The sequence below is a fragment of the Streptomyces sp. NPDC059895 genome, assembly GCF_042731035.1.
Classification (GTDB): domain Bacteria; phylum Actinomycetota; class Actinomycetes; order Streptomycetales; family Streptomycetaceae; genus Streptomyces.
The window spans coordinates 49741-68272 of record NZ_JBHWKO010000034.1 but is presented as its reverse complement, the minus strand read 5'-3'; the positions used below and the strand labels follow the sequence as shown (position 1 = coordinate 68272).

Annotated in this window: 13 protein-coding genes, 4 tRNA genes and 1 other RNA gene; 9 read left to right on the top strand and 9 right to left on the bottom strand. The window is 73.5% G+C overall.

Annotation, left to right across the window (positions count from 1 at the left end; genetic code table 11):
• Positions 1 to 74: 74 nt before the first annotated feature.
• A tRNA-Ser gene (locus ACFV9M_RS30295) sits at positions 75 to 159 on the bottom strand.
• Positions 160 to 231: 72 nt separating this feature from the next.
• Between ACFV9M_RS30295 and ffs the strand changes: the two genes are divergently transcribed.
• From ffs to ACFV9M_RS30265, 6 genes are all read left to right on the top strand, one after another.
• An RNA gene (gene ffs, locus ACFV9M_RS30290) (signal recognition particle sRNA small type) lies at positions 232 to 330 on the top strand.
• Positions 331 to 452: 122 nt separating this feature from the next.
• Complete coding sequence (locus ACFV9M_RS30285) at positions 453 to 2912, top strand: DNA polymerase III subunit gamma and tau (protein ID WP_385102576.1); 2460 nt, start codon at positions 453 to 455, stop codon at positions 2910 to 2912.
• Between the two features lie 406 nt (positions 2913 to 3318).
• Positions 3319 to 4584 (top strand): phosphoribosylamine--glycine ligase, encoded by a 1266-nt coding sequence (purD, locus tag ACFV9M_RS30280; RefSeq protein ID WP_385071477.1) that lies wholly within the window; start codon positions 3319 to 3321, stop codon positions 4582 to 4584.
• Positions 4585 to 4894: 310 nt separating this feature from the next.
• Entirely contained in the window at positions 4895 to 6730 is a 1836-nt protein-coding gene (locus ACFV9M_RS30275; RefSeq protein WP_385071490.1) for a hypothetical protein, read from the top strand.
• A 395-nt stretch (positions 6731 to 7125) separates the two neighbouring features.
• Entirely contained in the window at positions 7126 to 8625 is a 1500-nt protein-coding gene (locus tag ACFV9M_RS30270) for a N,N-dimethylformamidase beta subunit family domain-containing protein (protein ID WP_385071488.1), read from the top strand.
• Between the two features lie 125 nt (positions 8626 to 8750).
• Entirely contained in the window at positions 8751 to 9650 is a 900-nt protein-coding gene (locus tag ACFV9M_RS30265) for a phosphoribosylaminoimidazolesuccinocarboxamide synthase (RefSeq protein WP_385071475.1), read from the top strand.
• A 201-nt stretch (positions 9651 to 9851) separates the two neighbouring features.
• Here ACFV9M_RS30265 and ACFV9M_RS30260 read toward each other — a convergent pair.
• The 8 genes from ACFV9M_RS30260 to ACFV9M_RS30225 form a co-directional block, all read right to left on the bottom strand.
• A tRNA-Gly gene (locus ACFV9M_RS30260) sits at positions 9852 to 9924 on the bottom strand.
• Positions 9925 to 9947: 23 nt separating this feature from the next.
• Entirely contained in the window at positions 9948 to 10556 is a 609-nt protein-coding gene (locus tag ACFV9M_RS30255; protein WP_385071472.1) for a response regulator, read from the bottom strand.
• Entirely contained in the window at positions 10553 to 11917 is a 1365-nt protein-coding gene (locus tag ACFV9M_RS30250) for a sensor histidine kinase (RefSeq protein ID WP_385102573.1), read from the bottom strand. The genes ACFV9M_RS30255 and ACFV9M_RS30250 overlap by 4 nt, the downstream gene beginning before the upstream one ends.
• 175 nt (positions 11918 to 12092) lie before the next feature.
• A complete protein-coding gene (locus ACFV9M_RS30245) occupies positions 12093 to 12836 on the bottom strand; it encodes an ABC transporter permease (protein ID WP_385071485.1) in 744 nt (247 codons plus the stop codon).
• Between the two features lie 164 nt (positions 12837 to 13000).
• Positions 13001 to 13930 carry an ABC transporter ATP-binding protein gene (locus ACFV9M_RS30240; RefSeq protein ID WP_385071466.1) on the bottom strand — a complete coding sequence of 310 codons (930 nt, stop codon included), beginning with the start codon at positions 13928 to 13930 and terminating at the stop codon, positions 13001 to 13003.
• A 262-nt stretch (positions 13931 to 14192) separates the two neighbouring features.
• Positions 14193 to 14265: transfer RNA gene (locus ACFV9M_RS30235), tRNA-Gly, on the bottom strand.
• Between the two features lie 80 nt (positions 14266 to 14345).
• Positions 14346 to 14417: transfer RNA gene (locus ACFV9M_RS30230), tRNA-Gly, on the bottom strand.
• Between the two features lie 136 nt (positions 14418 to 14553).
• Positions 14554 to 14871, bottom strand: a complete 318-nt coding sequence (locus tag ACFV9M_RS30225) for an Lsr2 family protein (RefSeq protein WP_385071463.1) — start codon at positions 14869 to 14871, stop codon at positions 14554 to 14556.
• A gap of 333 nt (positions 14872 to 15204) precedes the next feature.
• Here ACFV9M_RS30225 and purS point away from each other — a divergent pair, with 333 nt between their 5' ends.
• From purS to purL, 3 genes are read left to right on the top strand one after another with little or no spacing between them, the layout of a single operon-like run.
• Positions 15205 to 15477: a phosphoribosylformylglycinamidine synthase subunit PurS gene (gene purS, locus ACFV9M_RS30220; protein ID WP_385071461.1), complete on the top strand. Its 273-nt coding sequence runs from the start codon at positions 15205 to 15207 to the stop codon at positions 15475 to 15477.
• Positions 15474 to 16154: a phosphoribosylformylglycinamidine synthase subunit PurQ gene (gene purQ / locus ACFV9M_RS30215; protein WP_385071458.1), complete on the top strand. Its 681-nt coding sequence runs from the start codon at positions 15474 to 15476 to the stop codon at positions 16152 to 16154. Before purS ends, purQ begins: the two co-directional genes overlap by 4 nt.
• Positions 16151 to 18409 (top strand): phosphoribosylformylglycinamidine synthase subunit PurL, encoded by a 2259-nt coding sequence (gene purL / locus ACFV9M_RS30210; protein ID WP_385071455.1) that lies wholly within the window; start codon positions 16151 to 16153, stop codon positions 18407 to 18409. Before purQ ends, purL begins: the two co-directional genes overlap by 4 nt.
• Positions 18410 to 18532: the final 123 nt, after the last annotated feature.

Below are 18532 nucleotides of genomic sequence, written 5' to 3'. Positions count from 1 at the left end.
TGCAACCACGGCATGCCGAAGAGCTGGACCGCTATGAGCGGTCCAGCTCTTCGTTTCGCCTGTTCAGGCGGCTGCGGAGGATACGAGATTCGAACTCGTGAGGGGTTGCCCCCAACACGCTTTCCAAGCGTGCGCCCTAGGCCTCTAGGCGAATCCTCCGGTGGGAACATTACATGACCGAGAGGAGTGCTCGCGAACTCGTTCCCTGCCCCTGACATCAGGTAGCCTTGGCGCAGCCCCTCACGCGGCGCTATCTGACTGAACTCCCCCAGGGCCGGAAGGCAGCAAGGGTAGGTCGGCTCTGGCGGGTGCGTGGGGGGCGCTTGCGTTCCCGGGGTGTCCGCGGGGCCGAGGGGGCTGTCGGCAGGGGCGGCCCGGCGGCTCGGGCGGCTCCGATCGTCTCGGAGCTCGGGCGAGTCCGGTTGTCGGTGGGCGCCTATAACCTCGTATGCGTGTCGTCTCTCGCGTTGTACCGCCGCTACCGCCCGGAGTCCTTCGCCGAGGTCATCGGGCAGGAGCATGTCACCGACCCGCTGCAGCAGGCGCTGCGGAACAACCGGGTCAATCACGCGTACCTGTTCAGCGGGCCGCGCGGGTGTGGCAAGACGACCAGCGCACGCATCCTGGCCCGGTGCCTGAACTGCGAGCAGGGGCCCACGCCGACTCCCTGCGGGGAGTGCCAGTCGTGCCAGGACCTGGCGAGGAACGGGCCGGGGTCCATCGACGTCATCGAGATCGACGCGGCCTCGCACGGCGGTGTGGACGACGCCCGTGACCTGCGCGAGAAGGCCTTCTTCGGGCCCGCCGGCAGCCGCTACAAGATCTACATCATCGACGAGGCCCACATGGTCACGCCGGCCGGCTTCAACGCGCTGCTCAAGGTCGTCGAGGAGCCGCCGGAGCACCTGAAGTTCATCTTCGCCACGACCGAGCCCGAGAAGGTCATCGGGACCATCCGGTCGCGGACCCACCACTACCCGTTCCGCCTGGTCCCGCCGGGCACCCTGCGGGAGTACCTCGGCGCGGTGTGTCAGAAGGAGGACATCCCCGTCCAGGACGGGGTGCTGCCGCTCGTCGTGCGCGCGGGGGCGGGGTCCGTGCGTGACTCCATGTCCGTCATGGACCAGCTGCTCGCCGGCGCGGGCCCCGACGGTGTGACGTACACCATGGCCACCTCGCTGCTCGGGTACACGGACGGCTCGCTGCTCGACTCCGTTGTCGAGGCCTTCGCCACGGGTGACGGGGCCGCCGCCTTCGAGGTCGTGGACCGTGTCATCGAGGGCGGCAACGACCCCCGGCGCTTCGTCACCGACCTCCTGGAGCGGCTGCGGGATCTGGTGATCCTCGCCGCCGTCCCGGACGCGGCGGAGAAGGGCCTCATCGACGCCCCCGCCGATGTCATCGAGCGGATGCAGGCCCAGGCCGGTGTCTTCGGCGCCGCCGAACTCAGCCGCGCCGCCGACCTCGTCAACGAGGGCCTCACCGAGATGCGCGGCGCCACCTCGCCCCGCCTCCAGCTCGAGCTGATCTGCGCGCGCGTCCTGCTGCCCGCCGCCTACGGCGACGAGCGGTCCGTCATGGCCCGCCTCGACCGCATCGAGCGCGGGGTGAACTTCTCCGCGAGCGGCGCCGCCGGGATGCCGGCCATGGGGTACGTGCCCGGGCCCGAGGCCCACGGGGGAGCGGCGGCCGGGGTCCCCGCCGCCGCACCGATCCCGCCGGGCGGCGGCGCGGCGGCCGCCCGCGCGGCGGTACGCGGACCGGGAGCCCAGTCCCAGTCCCAGCCTCAGCCCCAGTCCCAGTCCTATCCGCAGGTCACCACCCCGCCCCCCGTCCCGTCCGCGCCCCAGCCCGCAACCCCGGCCGCCGCACCCGCCCCTGCGCCCGCTGCCGCCCCCCCTTCCGCCCCTGCGGCCGCCGCCGCGCCGGCCGCACCCGCCCCGGCACCAGCTACTGCCCCCGCCCCAGCCCCCTCGGCCCCCGCCCCGGGTGCCTGGCCCGCGGCCGCTCCCGTGGGCAGCGGACGCCGCCCCGGCGGCTGGCCCACGGCCGCTCCCGCGGGCGGCGGCGGTGCCCGCCCTCCGGCGACCCCCGCGGCCCCGCCCGCCGGCGCTCCGGCCGCCGCCACCCCGGCCGCCTCCGCGCACGCCGCCTACGCACCCCCGGCGGGTGGCCTCGACCCCCGCACGCTCTGGCCGAACATTCTGGAAGCGGTCAAGAACCGCCGCCGCTTCACCTGGATCCTCCTCAGCCAGAACGCCCAGATCACCGGCTTCGACGGCACCACACTCCAGCTCGGCTTCGCCAGCGCCGGTGCCCGCGACAACTTCGCGAGCAGCGGCAGCGAGGACGTGCTGCGGCAGGCGCTGGGCGAGCAGTTCAACGTCCAGTGGAAGATCGAGGCGATCGTCGAGGCCGGCGGCGGCTCAGGCGGCTCCGGCGGCTACGGCGGGGCCGCCTCCCCGGCCGGCGGCTACGGCGGGGCCGCCTCCCCGGCCGGCGGCTACGGCGGGGCCGGTGGCCCGTCCGGTGCCGGCGGTCCCGGTGGCTTCTCCGGCTCCGGCAGCCCCTCCGCCTTCGGCGGCGGTGGCGGCGCCCCGGGCGGTGGTCAGGGCACGCCCGGCGGCTACGGCTCCTCGGATGGCTACGGCGGTGGCGGCGGCGCTCCCCGGTCCGCCTCCCCGGCCGCGTCCACCGGCCCGAACACCGCCCCGGCCCGGTCCGCGTCCACGGCGGCCCCCGCCCCGGCGGCACCCCGCCCGCAGCCCTCGTCCGCCCCGGAACCCGTGGCCCTCGAGGACGACATCCCCGAGGACGACGACCCCGACCTCAACGAGTCCGCCCTCTCCGGCCACGAACTGATCGTGCGGGAGCTGGGGGCGACGGTCGTGGAAGAGTTCACGAACGAGTAGCGGACCCGACCTGCCGGGCGCCCCACCTGCCGGGCGTCCCACCTGCCGAAAGCCCCACCCGCCGGAACCGCACACCTGGCGTCGACGCGGGCAGGGCATCAGCCGCGCACCGAGCCGCGGCCCGGCGCGGCCCGCCCGGTGCGGCCCGCCCGGCTCGGTCCCGCCCGTCCCGTCCCGCCCGTCCCGTCCCGCCCGGCGCGGCCCGCCCGGCGCCGCCCGGCCCGGAGGAACCGGGCCCACCCCAGCCCACTCCACCCCAGCCCACTCCACCCCAGCCCAGCCCACTCCACCCCAGCCCACTCCACCCCCACCCCAACCCGGCTCGGAGGAACCTACGAAGGTTCCGCCCCACCCCCCTCGGAAGCCCGCACAAACCGCTCGGCCCGCCGCCCGTTAGGCTGGCCCCGTGAACGTCCTCGTCATCGGCAGCGGCGCCCGCGAACACGCCCTGTGCCGCTCACTGTCCCTCGACCCCGCCGTCACCGCGCTGCACTGCGCCCCCGGCAACGCCGGCATCGCCGAGGTCGCCGAGCTGCACCGGGTCGACGCCCTGGACGGCAAGGCCGTGTCCGAGCTCGCCACCGAACTCGGCGCCGACCTCGTGGTCGTAGGCCCCGAGGCCCCGCTCGTCGCCGGGGTCGCCGACGCCGTGCGCGAGGCGGGCATCCCGGTCTTCGGCCCCTCCGGGGAGGCCGCGCGGCTGGAGGGCTCCAAGGCGTTCGCGAAGGACGTGATGGCCGCGGCCGGCGTGCCGACCGCCCGGTCCTACGTCTGCACCACACCCGACGAGGTGGCCGAGGCCCTCGACGCCTTCGGCGCCCCGTACGTCGTCAAGGACGACGGACTGGCCGCCGGCAAGGGCGTCGTGGTGACCGACGACCTCGAGGCCGCGAAGGCGCACGCGGCGGGATGCGAGCGGGTCGTCATCGAGGAGTTCCTCGACGGCCCGGAGGTCTCCCTCTTCGCGATCACCGACGGCGACACCGTCGTCCCGCTCCAGCCCGCCCAGGACTTCAAGCGCGCGCTCGACGGCGACGAGGGCCCCAACACCGGCGGCATGGGCGCGTACTCCCCGCTGCCCTGGGCCGATCCGACGCTGGTCGACGAGGTCAAGCGGACCGTGCTGCAGCCGACCGTCGACGAGATGCGGCGCCGCGGCACCCCCTTCTCCGGCCTGCTCTACGCCGGCCTCGCGATCACCGCCCGCGGTGTGCGCGTGATCGAGTTCAACGCCCGGTTCGGCGACCCCGAGACCCAGGTCGTCCTGGCCCGTCTGAAGACCCCGCTCGCCGGCGTCCTCATGGCCGCCGCCACCGGCAACCTCGGCGACCTCGCGCCGCTGCGCTGGAGCGAGGAGGCGGCCGTCACGGTGGTCGTCGCCTCCCACAACTACCCCGGCACCCCGCGCACCGGCGACCCGATCACCGGCCTCGACGAGGTCGCCGCCGAGGACGCCCCGCACGCCTACGTCCTGCACGCCGGCACGCGCCACGACGGCGACGCCGTGGTCAGCGCGGGCGGCCGGGTCCTGTCCGTCACCGCCACGGGCGAGGACCTGACGCAGGCCCGCGAGCGGGCGTACCGGTCGGTCGCGCGGATCGGTCTCGACGGCTCCCAGCACCGCACCGACATCGCGGCGAAGGCCGCGGCGGACGCGACGGCGGAGGCGTAACAGGCCGACCAGCAGGCACTTTCGGGCCCCGGTTCCAGCAGGTGACCACCTCTGGAATCCGGGGCCTGTTCGTTGCCCACAGTCATGCACCTTTCCCCAAAGCCATTCCATCGAGTGAGCGCTGCCCTATCCGGCTGACGGGGGCCGGAGGGCCAACTAGGGTGCGGCGCAAGCTTTCCGGCACTTGGCCCATCGGCATTGCGATGTCAGTGGCGGGTGCCACAGTGGGGGAGTGAGCGAAACGCAGCGGGCTGGGCCGGCCAGGACAGCCGGGATCGAGGGGAGGGGGTGAGGTCCGGCCGTGACCGGTATGGGAAGGGAAGCGGGCGCGCAGGCCGCCAGGGCCCGGGCGCTGGCCGTACTGCGCATCCGCGGCTGGGCGCTGGCGCTGGCGCTGCTGCCGGCGGCGGCCGCCGTGATCCTGCTGGCGGGCGCCTCCTCCGGACACCTCGTGGGCCCCGGCTGGGACGTCGCCCGCGGGGTCGTGTCCGCGCTCGCGCTCGTCGCGCTGACCGCCGCCGCTGTGGTCGCCCTGGTCGTCGCCCGCGCCCGCCCCGCCGTCAGTCCCACGGTCGCGATCGCCGAGAGCGCGGCTCCCGACCTGTACCGGCTGGTGCGCGACCTCGCCGACCGGCTCGACGTCCCCGCGCCGTCGGCCATAGCGCTCACCCCGGACTGCGACAGCTGGCTGGAGGACCGCGCCCACCCGGCCCACGGCCCGCCCGCGCCCCGCGACCCGGACGAGATAGCCGGGCCGGGCCGGCAGCTTCACCGCCGTACGCCGACCGCGCCCGTCCTCGTCATCGGCTCGCCGTTCCTGTGGTGGATGCGGGTGGCCGAGCTGCGGGCCGTCCTCGCCCCGGTCGTCGCCGGTACGGGACCCTCGGCGCACCCCGACATAGCCGCCGCCCGGCGCTTCGTGCGGGGGCTGGACGCCGCGGTGGCCGTCTCCGCCGACCGCGGTCGCTGTCCCGGCGTGCGCCTGGTCTGCGCGGGCGTCGGCCGGGTCGCGCGGCTGATGCTGCGCGGCTGCCAGGTCCACGCGGCGGAGATGGAGCGGGGGGTGGCCGCGGCGGCGGCCGAGCGCGCGCAGACCGTGGACTACGGCCTGCGGATCGTCGCGCAGGAACAGGTGGGGCTGGCGTACGCGGGCTGGGACCGGCTCCTGACCCGGGTGGCGCTGCCCGCCTGGCGGATGGGCCGGTGGCCGTCCCGGCTGGACGCGGGGGTCGTCGCCGCCCTGACCGAGCTGTCCCGGCGGGACCGCCTCGCCGAAGGGTTCGCCTCCCGGCTCGGGGAGCGTCCGGCCTGCGACCTGCTGGAGGAGCCCGGCGTGGTCGACGAGGCCGCGTCCCTGCTGGCCGCGCGTCTGTTCCACGGCGGCCCGGCGGAGCCCGGACCGGACTGGTCCCCGGTGGGCTGGCAGGACTATCCGGACGAGGTCGTGGACCGCAAGTGGCGCACCGACGCGGCCCGCCTGCACCGCGTCCTGGACGCCTTGGGCGTCCGCCGCATCCCCGACCGGCCGGCGGCGGCCGCCTCCGACGGTCCCACGCTGGCCCGGGTCCTGGACCACCTGACGGGCGTCGAGCACGCGCTCCCCGGCCGGGAGGCCCCCGCCCCCCCCCCCCCGGCCCCCACCGGCGACACCCGCGCGCCAGCGCCTGCCCGCGCCCCCGCGCCCGCCCCCGCGGCCGGCGGGGACGACGACGAGGACCCGCCCGCTCCCAACCCCCGCAGCGCCGCCCTCGCCGCCCGCCTCGGCGCCGAGCTGGCCCGGGAGGAGACCGACACGGAACCGTCCCCGGCCGTCCCGGGGCTCCCCGTGCCCGGACAGGGCCCCGACCCGGCCGCCCTCTGGGACGGCGGCACGCTCCCGCTCTTCCCCCTCCAGCCCCCGCGCACCGACCGCGAACTCCTCACCGACCACGTCACCGCGATGGTCTGCTGCGCCGCGATGGACACGGTCGGGGCCACCCCGGGCCTGGACTGGCTGGACGGCCCGTCCCTGCTGGTCGACGGCGAACGCGTGACCGATCTGGCCCCCCGCGTGCTCAGCCTGGTGGAGGACGGCGACGCGGCCCCGCTGCGCAGCTGGCTGGTCGAGCTGGGGATACGCCCGGAGAAGCCGGTCCGCCTCGGCTGACGCACCCGGCGCCGCCCCCGGCCGCCTCCGGAGCGATTGATTCCACTTCCAGCCGATTCACACCGAATAGTGACTGTCTGCGCGCGTTATGTGATGTGCTGGGACCGAACGAGCCCATGGCATGAGCGCGCGACATAGGACAACCGGACAACCTCGTCACCCCACACCGGGCGACAGGCACCGACACCAGCACCAGCACCAGCACCACGCCGTCACGCGGGCCACCCCCGCCACCACGGCGGACCACCACACCACCACCTGGCACGACCACCTGGCACAACCACCACGGGGGCCAAAGGGAGGGGAGCACCATGGGACAGGACCTGGGGCAGGATCTGGGGCAGGACCTGGGGCAGGATCTGGGACAGGACCTGGGGCAGGACCTGGGGCAGGATCTGGGACAGGACCACATCCGCCGGTGGGAGTCGGGAGCGCTGGCGCACGCCGTGACCGACCCGTTCGGGCAGGGCCCCCTCCCCTGGCTGCGCGGCAGCGAGACGTACTTCGACGACACCGGCCAGGTCGTCCCCTGGTACGTCGACCCGGCCCCCGCCCCGGGCCACGCCCGGGACGCCGCTCCCCGTATCCCGTCCCCCCGCGCCTCCGGCGGCCCGCGCTCCGCCGACGACGTACGCCGCCAGATCAAGGGCTTCATCTCGACCGGCGCGGTCGCCCCCGGCGATGCCCTCGACTTCCACATCACCGTCGACCCGCCCCAGGAATTCGCCGTCGACATCTACCGCATCGGCCACTACGACGGCGACGGCGCGGCGAAGATCACCACCAGTCCGCGGCTGTCCGGCATCGTCCAGCCCCCGCCGCTGACCGCCGACCGCACGGTCTCCTGCCACCACTGGTGGCTCTCCTGGCGACTGCAGATCCCGTCGTACTGGAACATCGGGGCCTACGTCGCCGTCCTCACCACCGCCGACGGCCACCGTTCCCACATCCCCTTCACCGTCCGCGACAGCCGCCCCGCCGACCTGCTCCTGCTGCTCCCCGACATCACCTGGCAGGCCTACAACCTCTACCCGGAGGACGGCCGCACCGGCGCCAGCCTCTACCACGCCTGGGACGAGCAGGGCCGCCTGCTGGGCGAGGCCGACGCCGCCACGACCGTCTCCTTCGACCGCCCCTACGCCGGCGCGGGCCTCCCGCTCCACGTCGGCCACGCCTACGACGTCATCCGCTGGGCCGAGCGCTACGGCTACGACCTCGCCTACGCCGACGCCCGCGACCTGCACGTCGGCAGCATCGACCCCGCCCGCTACCGCGGCCTGATCTTCCCGGGCCACGACGAGTACTGGTCGCAGGCCATGCGCCGCACCGTGGAACGCGCCCGCGACAGCGGCACCTCGCTGGTCTTCCTCTCCGCCAACACCCTGTACTGGCAGGTGGAACTGGGCCCGTCCCCGTCGGGTGTCCCCGGCCGCCTGCTCACCTGCCGCAAGCGCAAGGGTCCCGGCCGCTCCGTCCTCTGGCGCGAGATCGACCGGGCCGAGCAGCAGCTGATCGGCATCCAGTACGCGGGCCGGGTCCCCGAACCGCGCCCGCTGATCGTCCGCAACGCCGGTCACTGGCTGTGGGAGGCGACCGGCACCCACGAGGGCGAGGGGATCGAGGGCCTGGTCGCCGGCGAGGCCGACCGCTACTTCCCCCGCACCCCGCTCCCGGACCACGAGGAGCGCACCCTCCTCGCCCACTCCCCGTACACCGACACCGCGGGCGTCCAGCGCCACCAGGAGACCTCCCTGTACCGGGCCCGCTCGGGCGCCCTGGTCTTCGCCTCAGGCACCTTCGCCTGGTCGCCGGCCCTGGACCGTCCCGGCCATGTGGACCCCCGTGTCCAGCGCGCCACCGCGAACCTGCTGGACCGCATCTGCAAGCGCGACTGAACCCCTCCGGCGGCCCGCGAGGACCGCGCCCGCGCCCCCGCGCCGGCCCCCGCCCGACCCTCTGTCCTGATCGATCCCGGTCTAAGGGAGAATCAAGTCATTGGACAGAACCACGGGGAGGAACCGTGTCCGGATTCGTAGAAAAGCCCGAGCCCCTTCAGGTGCCGGGCCTGGTGCACCTCCACACCGGCAAGGTGCGTGAGCTGTACCGGAACGAGGCGGGCGACCTCGTGATGGTCGCCAGCGACCGTACGTCCGCCTTCGACTGGGTGCTGCCGACCGAGATCCCCGACAAGGGCCGCATCCTCACGCAGCTCTCCCTGTGGTGGTTCGACCAGCTGGCCGACCTGGTCCCCAACCACGTCCTCAGTACCGAGCTCCCGGCCGGTGCCCCCGCCGACTGGGCCGGCCGCACCCTGGTCTGCAAGTCGCTGCGGATGGTCCCGGTGGAGTGCGTGGCCCGTGGCTATCTGACCGGCTCGGGCCTCGTCGAGTACAAGGAGTCCCGTACGGTCTGCGGCCTCGCCCTGCCCGAGGGCCTGGTCGACGGCAGTGAGCTCCCCGCCCCGATCTTCACCCCGGCCACCAAGGCCGCGGTCGGCGAGCACGACGAGAACGTCTCCTACGAGGAGGTCGCCCGCCAGGTCGGCGCCGACACCGCCGCCCAGCTGCGCCAGGCGACCCTCGCCGTCTACGGCCGGGCCCGCGACATCGCCCGCGACCGGGGCATCATCCTCGCCGACACCAAGTTCGAGTTCGGCCACGAGGGCGACACCCTGGTCATCGCCGACGAGGTCCTCACCCCGGACTCCTCCCGCTTCTGGCCGGCCGACCGGTGGCAGCCGGGCCGCGCGCAGCCGTCGTACGACAAGCAGTTCGTGCGCGACTGGCTGACCTCGTCCGCCTCGGGCTGGGACCGCGCGAGCGAGCAGCCGCCGCCGGAGCTGCCCCAGGAGATCGTGGACGCCACGCGCGCGAAGTACGTGGAGGCGTACGAGCGCCTCACCGGCACGAGCTGGGCGTAGGCCCCGGACAGGGGCGTGGCCGGGACCCGGGCCACGCCCCGCCCCGCCCCCCTGCCCCACGGAAGAGGCGCGAGCGCGACGGCGCGGGCGCGACGCCGCGACCACAACGGCGCGAGCGCAACGGCGCGAGCGCAACGGCGCGAAAGGGCACGGCAAGGCACGAAAAAGCCCCCCGACACAAGCCGGGGGGCTTTCTCCGCGAGCGGACGACGAGGCTCGAACTCGCGACCTCAACCTTGGCAAGGTTGCGCTCTACCAACTGAGCTACGTCCGCGTTGCGCCGTGGCGCGAGAGCAACTATACCCAACCCCGCTCGCGTGCGAGCCGCACCGCCGCATGCCGGTTCTCCGCCCCGAGCTTGGAGACGGCCGACGAGAGGTAGTTCCGCACGGTTCCCGGCGACAGCGCGGCCCGCTCGGCGATCTCCGCGACGGGCGCCCCGTCGGCGGCGAGTTCCAGCACCTCGGCCTCACGCGAGGTCAGCGGCGAGTCCCCGGCGGCGATGGCGTCGGCGGCCAACTCGGGGTCGACGTACCGGTTGCCGGCGTGCACGGTCCGGATGATCTCGGCGAGCCGCCGCGCGCTCACTGTCTTCGGGACGAACCCGCGCACACCCGCCGCGAGCGCCCGCTTCAGATGCCCCGGCCGGCCGTGGCTGGTGACGATCAGCGTCTGGCACGCGGGCAGTTCCGCCCGCAGCGATGTGGCGACCTTCACACCGTCCGCGCCGGGCATCTGGAGGTCCAGGACGGCCACGTCCGGCCCGTGCGCCCGCGCCATGGCCAGCGCCTCCGGGCCGGTGGCCGCCTCGGCGACGATCACCAGGTCGTCCTCCAGCGAGAGCAGCGCGGCCAGCGCGCCCCGGATCAGATGCTCGTCGTCGGCGAGCAGCACCCGCACGGTCATGCGGTGACCTCCCGTGCCGGGGCCGTCTCCCGCAGGGGCACCTCGGCCACCACCCGGAACGTCCCCGAGCCGGCGAACCCGGCCTCCGGCGTCCCGTCCACCTCCGCGAGCCGCTCCCGCAGCCCGGCGAGCCCCGATCCGCCCCGGCCGCCTCCCGCCGCACCTACCCCGCCACCGGAGGGATCCGCCCCACCGCCGGCAGGCCCCGCCCCACCGCCGGCAGGCCCCGCCCCACCGCCGGCAGGCCCCGCCCCACCGCCGGCAGGCCCCGCCCCACCGCCGGCGGGCTCCACGCCGTCGTTCTCCACCGTCAGCACCACATGTCCCTCCGTCACCCGCAGTCTCACGGAACACCGTGCGGCGTCCCCGTGCCGCAGCACGTTCGTGGTCGTCTCCCGCACCACCCAGCCGAGCGCCGACCGCACCCCGGCGGGCAGCCGGTCGGCCGCCCCGGCCGGGACCCGCACCTCGCACTCGATCCCGGCGGCCGTCAACACGCCGTGCGCGCCGCTGAGTTCCACGCCCAGATCGGCCTCCCGGTAGCCCCGTACGACGTCGCGCACCTCGCGCTGCGCCTCCCGCGCGATCCGCTGCACCTCGATCATCTGCTCGACCGCCTCCGGCCGCCCCCGCCGGGCCAGTTGGACCGCCAGCTCGCTCTTCAGGGCGATGACCGCGAGGTTCCGCCCCATCACGTCGTGCAGGTCCCGCCCGAACCTCAGCCGTTCCTCCGCGACGGCGAGCCGGGTACGGGTCTCGCGGGCCTCGTCGAGTTCGTAGACGGCGTTGAGGAGCCAGACGGAGAAGACCGAGGTGAAGGCCAGGAAGCCGGAGCCGAGAAGCACCGTGAGCGCCGTGGCCAGCACGTCCGTCCAGCCGGCGCCGAACGCCAGCGTCATGGCGGCGGCCCCCGCGCCGAACGCGGCGACCAGGCACAGCACCCGGCTGCGCCGCCGGATGCCGAGCACGATCGTGCCGGCGCCGAAGGTGAGCACGCCCCCGAACACCCCGCCCAGCGCGGTGACCGCGTCCGCGTGCCCGTCCCGCCCGTCGGCCAGGGCGAGCGCCAGCAGGGCCGGCGCGCCGGTGACGGCGGCCAGTGCGTACAGCAGGCGCGCCGGCCGTCCGCGGCGCCCGCGTACCCAGTCCAGCGCCCGCAGGGCGGTCACCGTGGCGAGCACCGCGTGGACGAGCACCAGGACGAACAGCCAGCCGGCCGCCGGTACGCCGCCCCCGACGAGGACCGGCACACCGAAGGCCCCGACCTCGATCACGGGGAAGACGAGGTACGACCACCGGGTGTACGTCTCCACCTTCGCCGGCGTGCTCTTCCGCCGCCACCAGCCCCCCGCCCTGCGCATCGCTACGACTCCCCGCTCTCCGCCGCTCTCTGCTGCTCTCCGCAGTGCCCCGCCGCTCCCCGCCGTTCCCCGCGGTTCTCGGCCGCGTCACCGTCCCGCTGTCCCGCCGCCCGCGAGGCCGCCCCGGGAGACCGGCGTCCGGTGCGCCCGGTCCCGGCCCCCCGCTTCCGACCGGTCAGCGCCGCGGCTCCCACCGGAACCACCGCCGTACAGCAAACACCGCGGCCACCGTCCAGGCCAGCGCGATGGCCAGGGCGGCCGCCGTCTCGCGTGCCGAGAGGTCGCCGGTCCAGCCGCCGCGGACGAGGGTGACGACCGGGCTGAGCGGCAGCAGTCCGCACACGGAGGCGACCCGGTCGGGCAGCAGTTCCAGCGGTACGGTCACCCCGGAGGCGACCATCGACACCAGCACGAACGGCATCGTCGTGACCTGCGCGCTCTCCACGGTCCGGGTCAGGCTCGCCGTGACCGCCGCCAGCGCCGCGCACATCACCAGCCCCGACAGCACACCCAGCACCGCCAGCTGGGGCGCTTCGGGGGCCGGCACGTCGAGGAAGGCCGTACAGCCGACGGCCAGCACCAGGCACTGCACGAGCCCGGTGGCGAGCACCGGCAGCGCGGAACCGGCGAGCACCTCCGGGTCCCGCAGCTCCCCGGTGCGCAGCCGCTTCAGCACGAGTTCCTCACGCCGGGCGGTGTAGATCCCGGTCAGTGCCCCGTACACGCCGAACAGCAGCGAGAACCCGATCGCGGCGGGCAGCAGCACCAGCCCGACGGTGAGCCCGGCCTCGCCGACATCCATCTCGTCGACCACCGACCGCAGGCTGAACGGCAGCGCGAGCGGCACCAGTACGGCGGCCACGAGAGTGGCCCTGCTCCGCCCGAGCAGCGTCAGTTCGGCCCGCGCGAGGGCGCCCATCCGGCTCACCGGCGTGGTCCCCGCACCCCTGCCCGCGCCCACCGCACCCCTCCTCGCGCCCACCGCACCCCTCCTCGTGCCCACCGCGTCCCTCCCCGGTGTCCCCGGTGTCCCCGGTGTCCCCGAGGCCCCCGGCGTCCCCTGCCCCCCGGCCGTGGCGCCGCTCATGCCGCGTCCTCCTCGTTCCTCTCCCCGGCGCTCCGCGCGATGCCGAGGAACGCCTCCTCCAGCGACGCGGACCGCACGTCCAGCCCCCGCAGTTCGACGCCGGTCCGCTCGGCCCACACCAGCAGCCCGGTGGCCGCCCGCTGCAACTGACGGGTCCGCAGCCGCACGAGGCGCCCGTCGGTCTCGTGGTCGCACACGCCGAGTTCGGCCAGGGGCGGCAGATCGCCGATGAAGTACCCCTCGGGCAGGCGGAAGGAGATCCGGGACGGCTGTGTGGCGGTCACCTCGGCGGGTGTCCCGGCGGCCGCGATGCGCCCGTCGTGCAGGATGGCCAGCCGGTCGGCGAGTCCTTCCGCCTCTTCCAGGTAGTGCGTGGTGAGCAGCACCGTCGTCCCCGTGTCGCGCAGGGATCGGACCAGGTCCCAGGTGTCCCGGCGCCCTTCGGCGTCCAGACCGGTCGTCGGTTCGTCGAGGAACAGCACCTCCGGTTCCCCGAGCAGCGCCAGCGCCAGGTCGAGCCGCCGCCGTTCGCCCCCGGACAGCTGCTTGACCCGCACCCGGGCCTTCCCGGGCAGTCCGACCAGGGCGAGCGCCTCCGCCACCGGCCGGGCCCCGCTCACGCACCCGGCCCACATCCGCGTGGTCTCCTCGACGGTCAGCTCGGAGGGGAAGCCGCCCTCCTGGAGCATCACCCCGGTACGCGGCCGTACGGCGGCCCGCTCGGCGTGCGGGTCGTGGCCGAGGACCGTCACCCGCCCGCCGTCGGGCCGTTCGAGCCCTTCCAACAGCTCCACCGTCGACGTCTTCCCGGCGCCGTTGGTGCCCAGCAGGGCGAAGATCTCTCCCCGGCCGACGTGGAAGGAGATCCCGCGCACCGCCTCGAACCGGCCCCCGTACACCCGACGGAGGTCGGTGACCTCGATCACACGCTCTACCGTGTCCCCGGTGTCCCCGGTGTCCCCGGTGTCCCCGGTAGGCCCGCTGTCCCCGGCCGACCCGGCTTCCCTGGCTGTCCTGACTTCCCCGGCATCCATGGCTTCAGCGTCCCGGCCGTCGGGCGCGGGCGGCAGTGCGCGCTGTCATCACTCCGCATGACAAATGTCAGAAGGCGCGGGGGAAAGGGAGGCGGCCGGGACGGCGGTGGCACACGAAAAGACCCCGGTCCAGAGGACCGGGGTCTCATTCCCGAGCGGACGACGAGGCTCGAACTCGCGACCTCAACCTTGGCAAGGTTGCGCTCTACCAACTGAGCTACGTCCGCATTGCCTCCGACCGGCTCTCACCGATCGGCGCGAGCACCAGCCTACCTGATCCACCGAGGTGGTCGGGACGGCGATGCAGAGCGGGTGACAGGAATCGCACACTGCGCCTTCCCCCTGGAAGGGGGATGTTCTGCTACTGAACTACACCCGCACGGCCTCCGTGAGCTGGGCTTTTCCGGCCCCGCCCGGCGGCGTGCTCCAGACATTAGCCGACCATGTGGGGGGTAGCGCAAGTCGGTTGTCCCCGGGGGCCGCTGACGGACCCCGGGGACCTGCCGGGGAACGGCTCACTGCGCCTCGGCGAACGCCTCGTAGACCTTCTTGGGGATCCGGCCGCGGGCGGGCACGTCCATCTTGTTCGCCTGGGCCCAGGCGCGGACGGCCGCCGGGTCGGGGGCGACCTCCGTCTGCTGGTACGCCCTGCCGGACCTCGACCGCTTGCGGCCGGCCTCCACGTACGGCGCGAGCGCCTTACGCAGTTTCTCGGCATTGGTTTCATTCAGGTCGATCTCGTACGACTTGCCGTCGAGTCCGAAGGCGATCGTTTCCGCCGCTTCCGAGCCGTCGATGTCGTCAAAGAGAGTGACCACGACCTTCTGCGCCACGAATATCGGTCCCTTCGTGTGGCACGGCATACAGCTCATCTGCGATGGCGTGCCGAGTATCGGCTATTGCCAATTCATTTGTACAGTGCCCGGCAATGCATTGGGAAGCCCGACTAAATCTTCCCGCGTGTCCGAGCGCAATACCCCTCGTCGACCAATCCGGGATCTTTCCCTGAACTTTTCGCCGGGGCGGACGTCCGAGACCCGATCGTGATGGCGCTCACGTAGATTCCTACAACTCTACTCGCGTAGAAATTTTGTGCGGGTAGTCTGAAGACACCTGTTGGAGACACCATCAGGAACCTGCTCAGCACCACACCACCGGGAGTGCCAGTGGCACGCGTCGTAGTCGACGTCATGCTCAAGCCGGAGATCCTCGACCCCCAGGGCCAGGCGGTGCAGCGCGCACTGCCGCGGCTGGGTTTCGAAGGCATCTCCGACGTACGTCAGGGAAAGCGATTCGAACTGGAAGTTGAGGGCCCCGTCGACGAGGCCGCGCTCGCCCGCATCCACGATCTTGCGGAATCCTTCCTCGCCAACACCGTCATCGAGGACTTCACCGTCAAGGTCGAGTCCGGTGACGCTGTCGCGGAGGCCGTGAAGTGACCGCTCGTATTGGCGTCGTCACTTTCCCGGGCAGCCTCGACGACCGGGACACCCAGCGCGCGATCCGGCTCGCGGGCGCCGAGCCGGTCGCCCTCTGGCACAAGGACAAGGATCTCCACCAGGTCGACGCCGTGGTGCTCTGCGGTGGCTTCTCCTACGGCGACTACCTGCGCGCCGGTGCCATCGCCCGCTTCTCGCCGGTGATGGAGACCCTCATCGAGCAGGCGAAGGCCGGTCTGCCGGTCCTCGGCATCTGCAACGGCTTCCAGATCCTCACCGAGGCCCACCTGCTCCCGGGCGGGATGCTCGGCAACGACCACCTCCACTTCATCTGCCGCGACCAGAAGCTGCGGGTGGAGAACGCGGAGACCGTCTGGACGACCGACTACCGGGCCGGCCAGGAGATCCACATCCCGCTGAAGAACATGGACGGCCGCTACGTGGCCGACCAGTACACGCTGGACAAGCTGGAGGCCGAGGGCCGGGTCGCCTTCCGCTACCTGGACTTCAACCCCAACGGCTCGCTCAACGACATCGCCGGCATCACCAACGAGGCCGGCAACGTCGTCGGCCTGATGCCGCACCCGGAGCACGCCGTGGAGCCGCTCATCGGCACCGGCCGCACCGACGGCCTCCCCTTCTTCACCTCGATCCTCAAGAAGCTGGTCAACGTATGAGCCGGACGCCTCTGGACACGGTCGAGCACGCGGCCGCGACCCCCGACGTCGAGCTGCCCTGGGCCGAACTCGGCCTGAAGAAGGACGAGTACGAGCGGGTGGTGGAGATCCTCGGCCGCCGCCCGACCGGCGCCGAGCTCGCCATGTACTCCGTCATGTGGTCCGAGCACTGCTCGTACAAGTCGTCGAAGGTGCACCTGCGCCAGTTCGGCGAGAAGGCCCCGCAGTCCGACGCGCTCCTCGTCGGCATCGGCGAGAACGCCGGCGTCGTCGACGTCGGCCAGGGCTACGCGGTCACCTTCAAGGTCGAGTCGCACAACCACCCCTCCTACGTCGAGCCCTACCAGGGCGCGGCCACGGGCGTGGGCGGCATCGTCCGCGACATCATCGCGATGGGCGCCCGCCCGGTCGCCGTCGTCGACCCGCTCCGCTTCGGCGCGGCCGACCACCCCGACACCAAGCGCGTCCTGCCGGGCGTGGTCGCCGGCATCGGCGGCTACGGCAACTGCCTGGGCCTGCCCAACATCGGCGGCGAGGTCGTCTTCGACGCCTGCTACCAGGGCAACCCGCTGGTCAACGCCGGTGCCATCGGCGTGATGCGGCACGAGGACATCCACCTCGCGAAGGCCTCCGGCGCCGGCAACAAGGTCATCCTGTACGGGGCCCGGACCGGCGGCGACGGCATCGGCGGCGCGTCGATCCTCGCCTCCGAGACCTTCGACGACGCCAAGCCCTCCAAGCGCCCCGCCGTCCAGGTCGGCGACCCCTTCCAGGAGAAGCTCCTCATCGAGTGCACCCTGGAGGCCTTCAAGGAGAAGCTGGTCGTCGGCATCCAGGACCTCGGCGCGGCCGGCCTGTCCTGCGCCACCTCCGAGCTCGCCTCCAACGGCTCCGGCGGCATGCGCGTCACCCTGGACGACGTACCGCTGCGCGACTCCACGCTCTCGCCCGAGGAGATCCTCATGAGCGAGTCGCAGGAACGCATGTGCGCGGTGGTCGAGCCGGAGAAGGTCGACCGCTTCCTGGAGATCTGCGACAAGTGGGACGTCATCGCCACCGTCATCGGTGAGGTGACCGACGGCGACCGCCTGGAGATCTACTGGCACGGCGGCAAGATCGTCGACGTCGACCCGCGCACGGTCGCCCACGACGGCCCGGTCTACGAGCGCCCCTACGCCCGCCCCGACTGGCAGGACGCCCTCCAGGCGGACGACGCGAACAAGCTGCCCAGGCCCGCCACCTCGGAGGAGCTGAAGGACCAGGTCCTGAAGCTGGTCGGCTCCCCCAACCAGGCCTCGAAGAAGTGGATCACCTCGCAGTACGACCACTTCGTGCAGGGCAACACCGTCCTCGCCCAGCCCGAGGACTCCGGCATGATCCGCATCGACGAGGAGACCGGCCTCGGCGTCGCCATCGCCACCGACGGCAACGGCCGGTACGCCAAGCTGGACCCGTACCACGGCGCCCAGCTGGCCCTCGCCGAGGCGTACCGCAACGTCGCCACCACCGGCGCCAAGCCGCTGGCCGTCTCCGACTGCCTGAACTTCGGCTCGCCCGAGGACCCGGCCGTCATGTGGCAGTTCGCGGAGGCCATCCGCGGTCTGGCCGACGCCTGCCAGCAGCTCGGCACCCCGGTGACCGGCGGCAACGTCTCGCTCTACAACCAGACGGGCGAGGCCGCCATCCACCCGACGCCGGTCGTCGCGGTCCTCGGCGTCATCGACGACGTGGCCCGGCGCACGCCGGTCGCCTTCCAGGAGGAGGGCCAGCTGCTCTACCTCCTCGGCGACACGCGTGAGGAGTTCGGCGGCTCGGCCTGGTCGCAGGTGGTCCACGACCACCTCGGCGGTCTGCCCCCGAAGGTCGACCTGGAGCGCGAGCGCCTGCTGGCCGAGATCCTGATCTCCGCCTCCCGCGACGGCATGATCGACTCCGCGCACGACCTGTCCGACGGCGGTCTGATCCAGGCGGTCGTCGAGTCGGCCCTGCTCGGCGGCAAGGGCGCCCGCCTGATCGTCCCCGACGGTCTGGACGCCTTCACCCTCCTCTTCTCCGAGTCGGCCGGCCGCGCGATCGTCGCCGTGCCGCGCTCGGAGGAGGTCCGCTTCAACGACATGTGCGGCGCCCGCGGCCTCCCGGCCGCCCGCGTCGGTGTCGTCGACGGCGACACGGTCGAGCTCCAGGGCGAGTTCTCGCTCTCCCTGGCGCGGCTGCGCGAGGTCCACGAGGCCACCATCCCGGCGCTGCTCGCGTAGCGGCTCCGCCGGCCGGTCCCGTACGACACCCAGGGCCGCCGTCCAGGTACCGACCCCGGACCTGGCCGGCGGCCCTCGGCCTGCGTGCCGCCGCGCCGGCCCGACGCGGCACGCCGCCCCCGG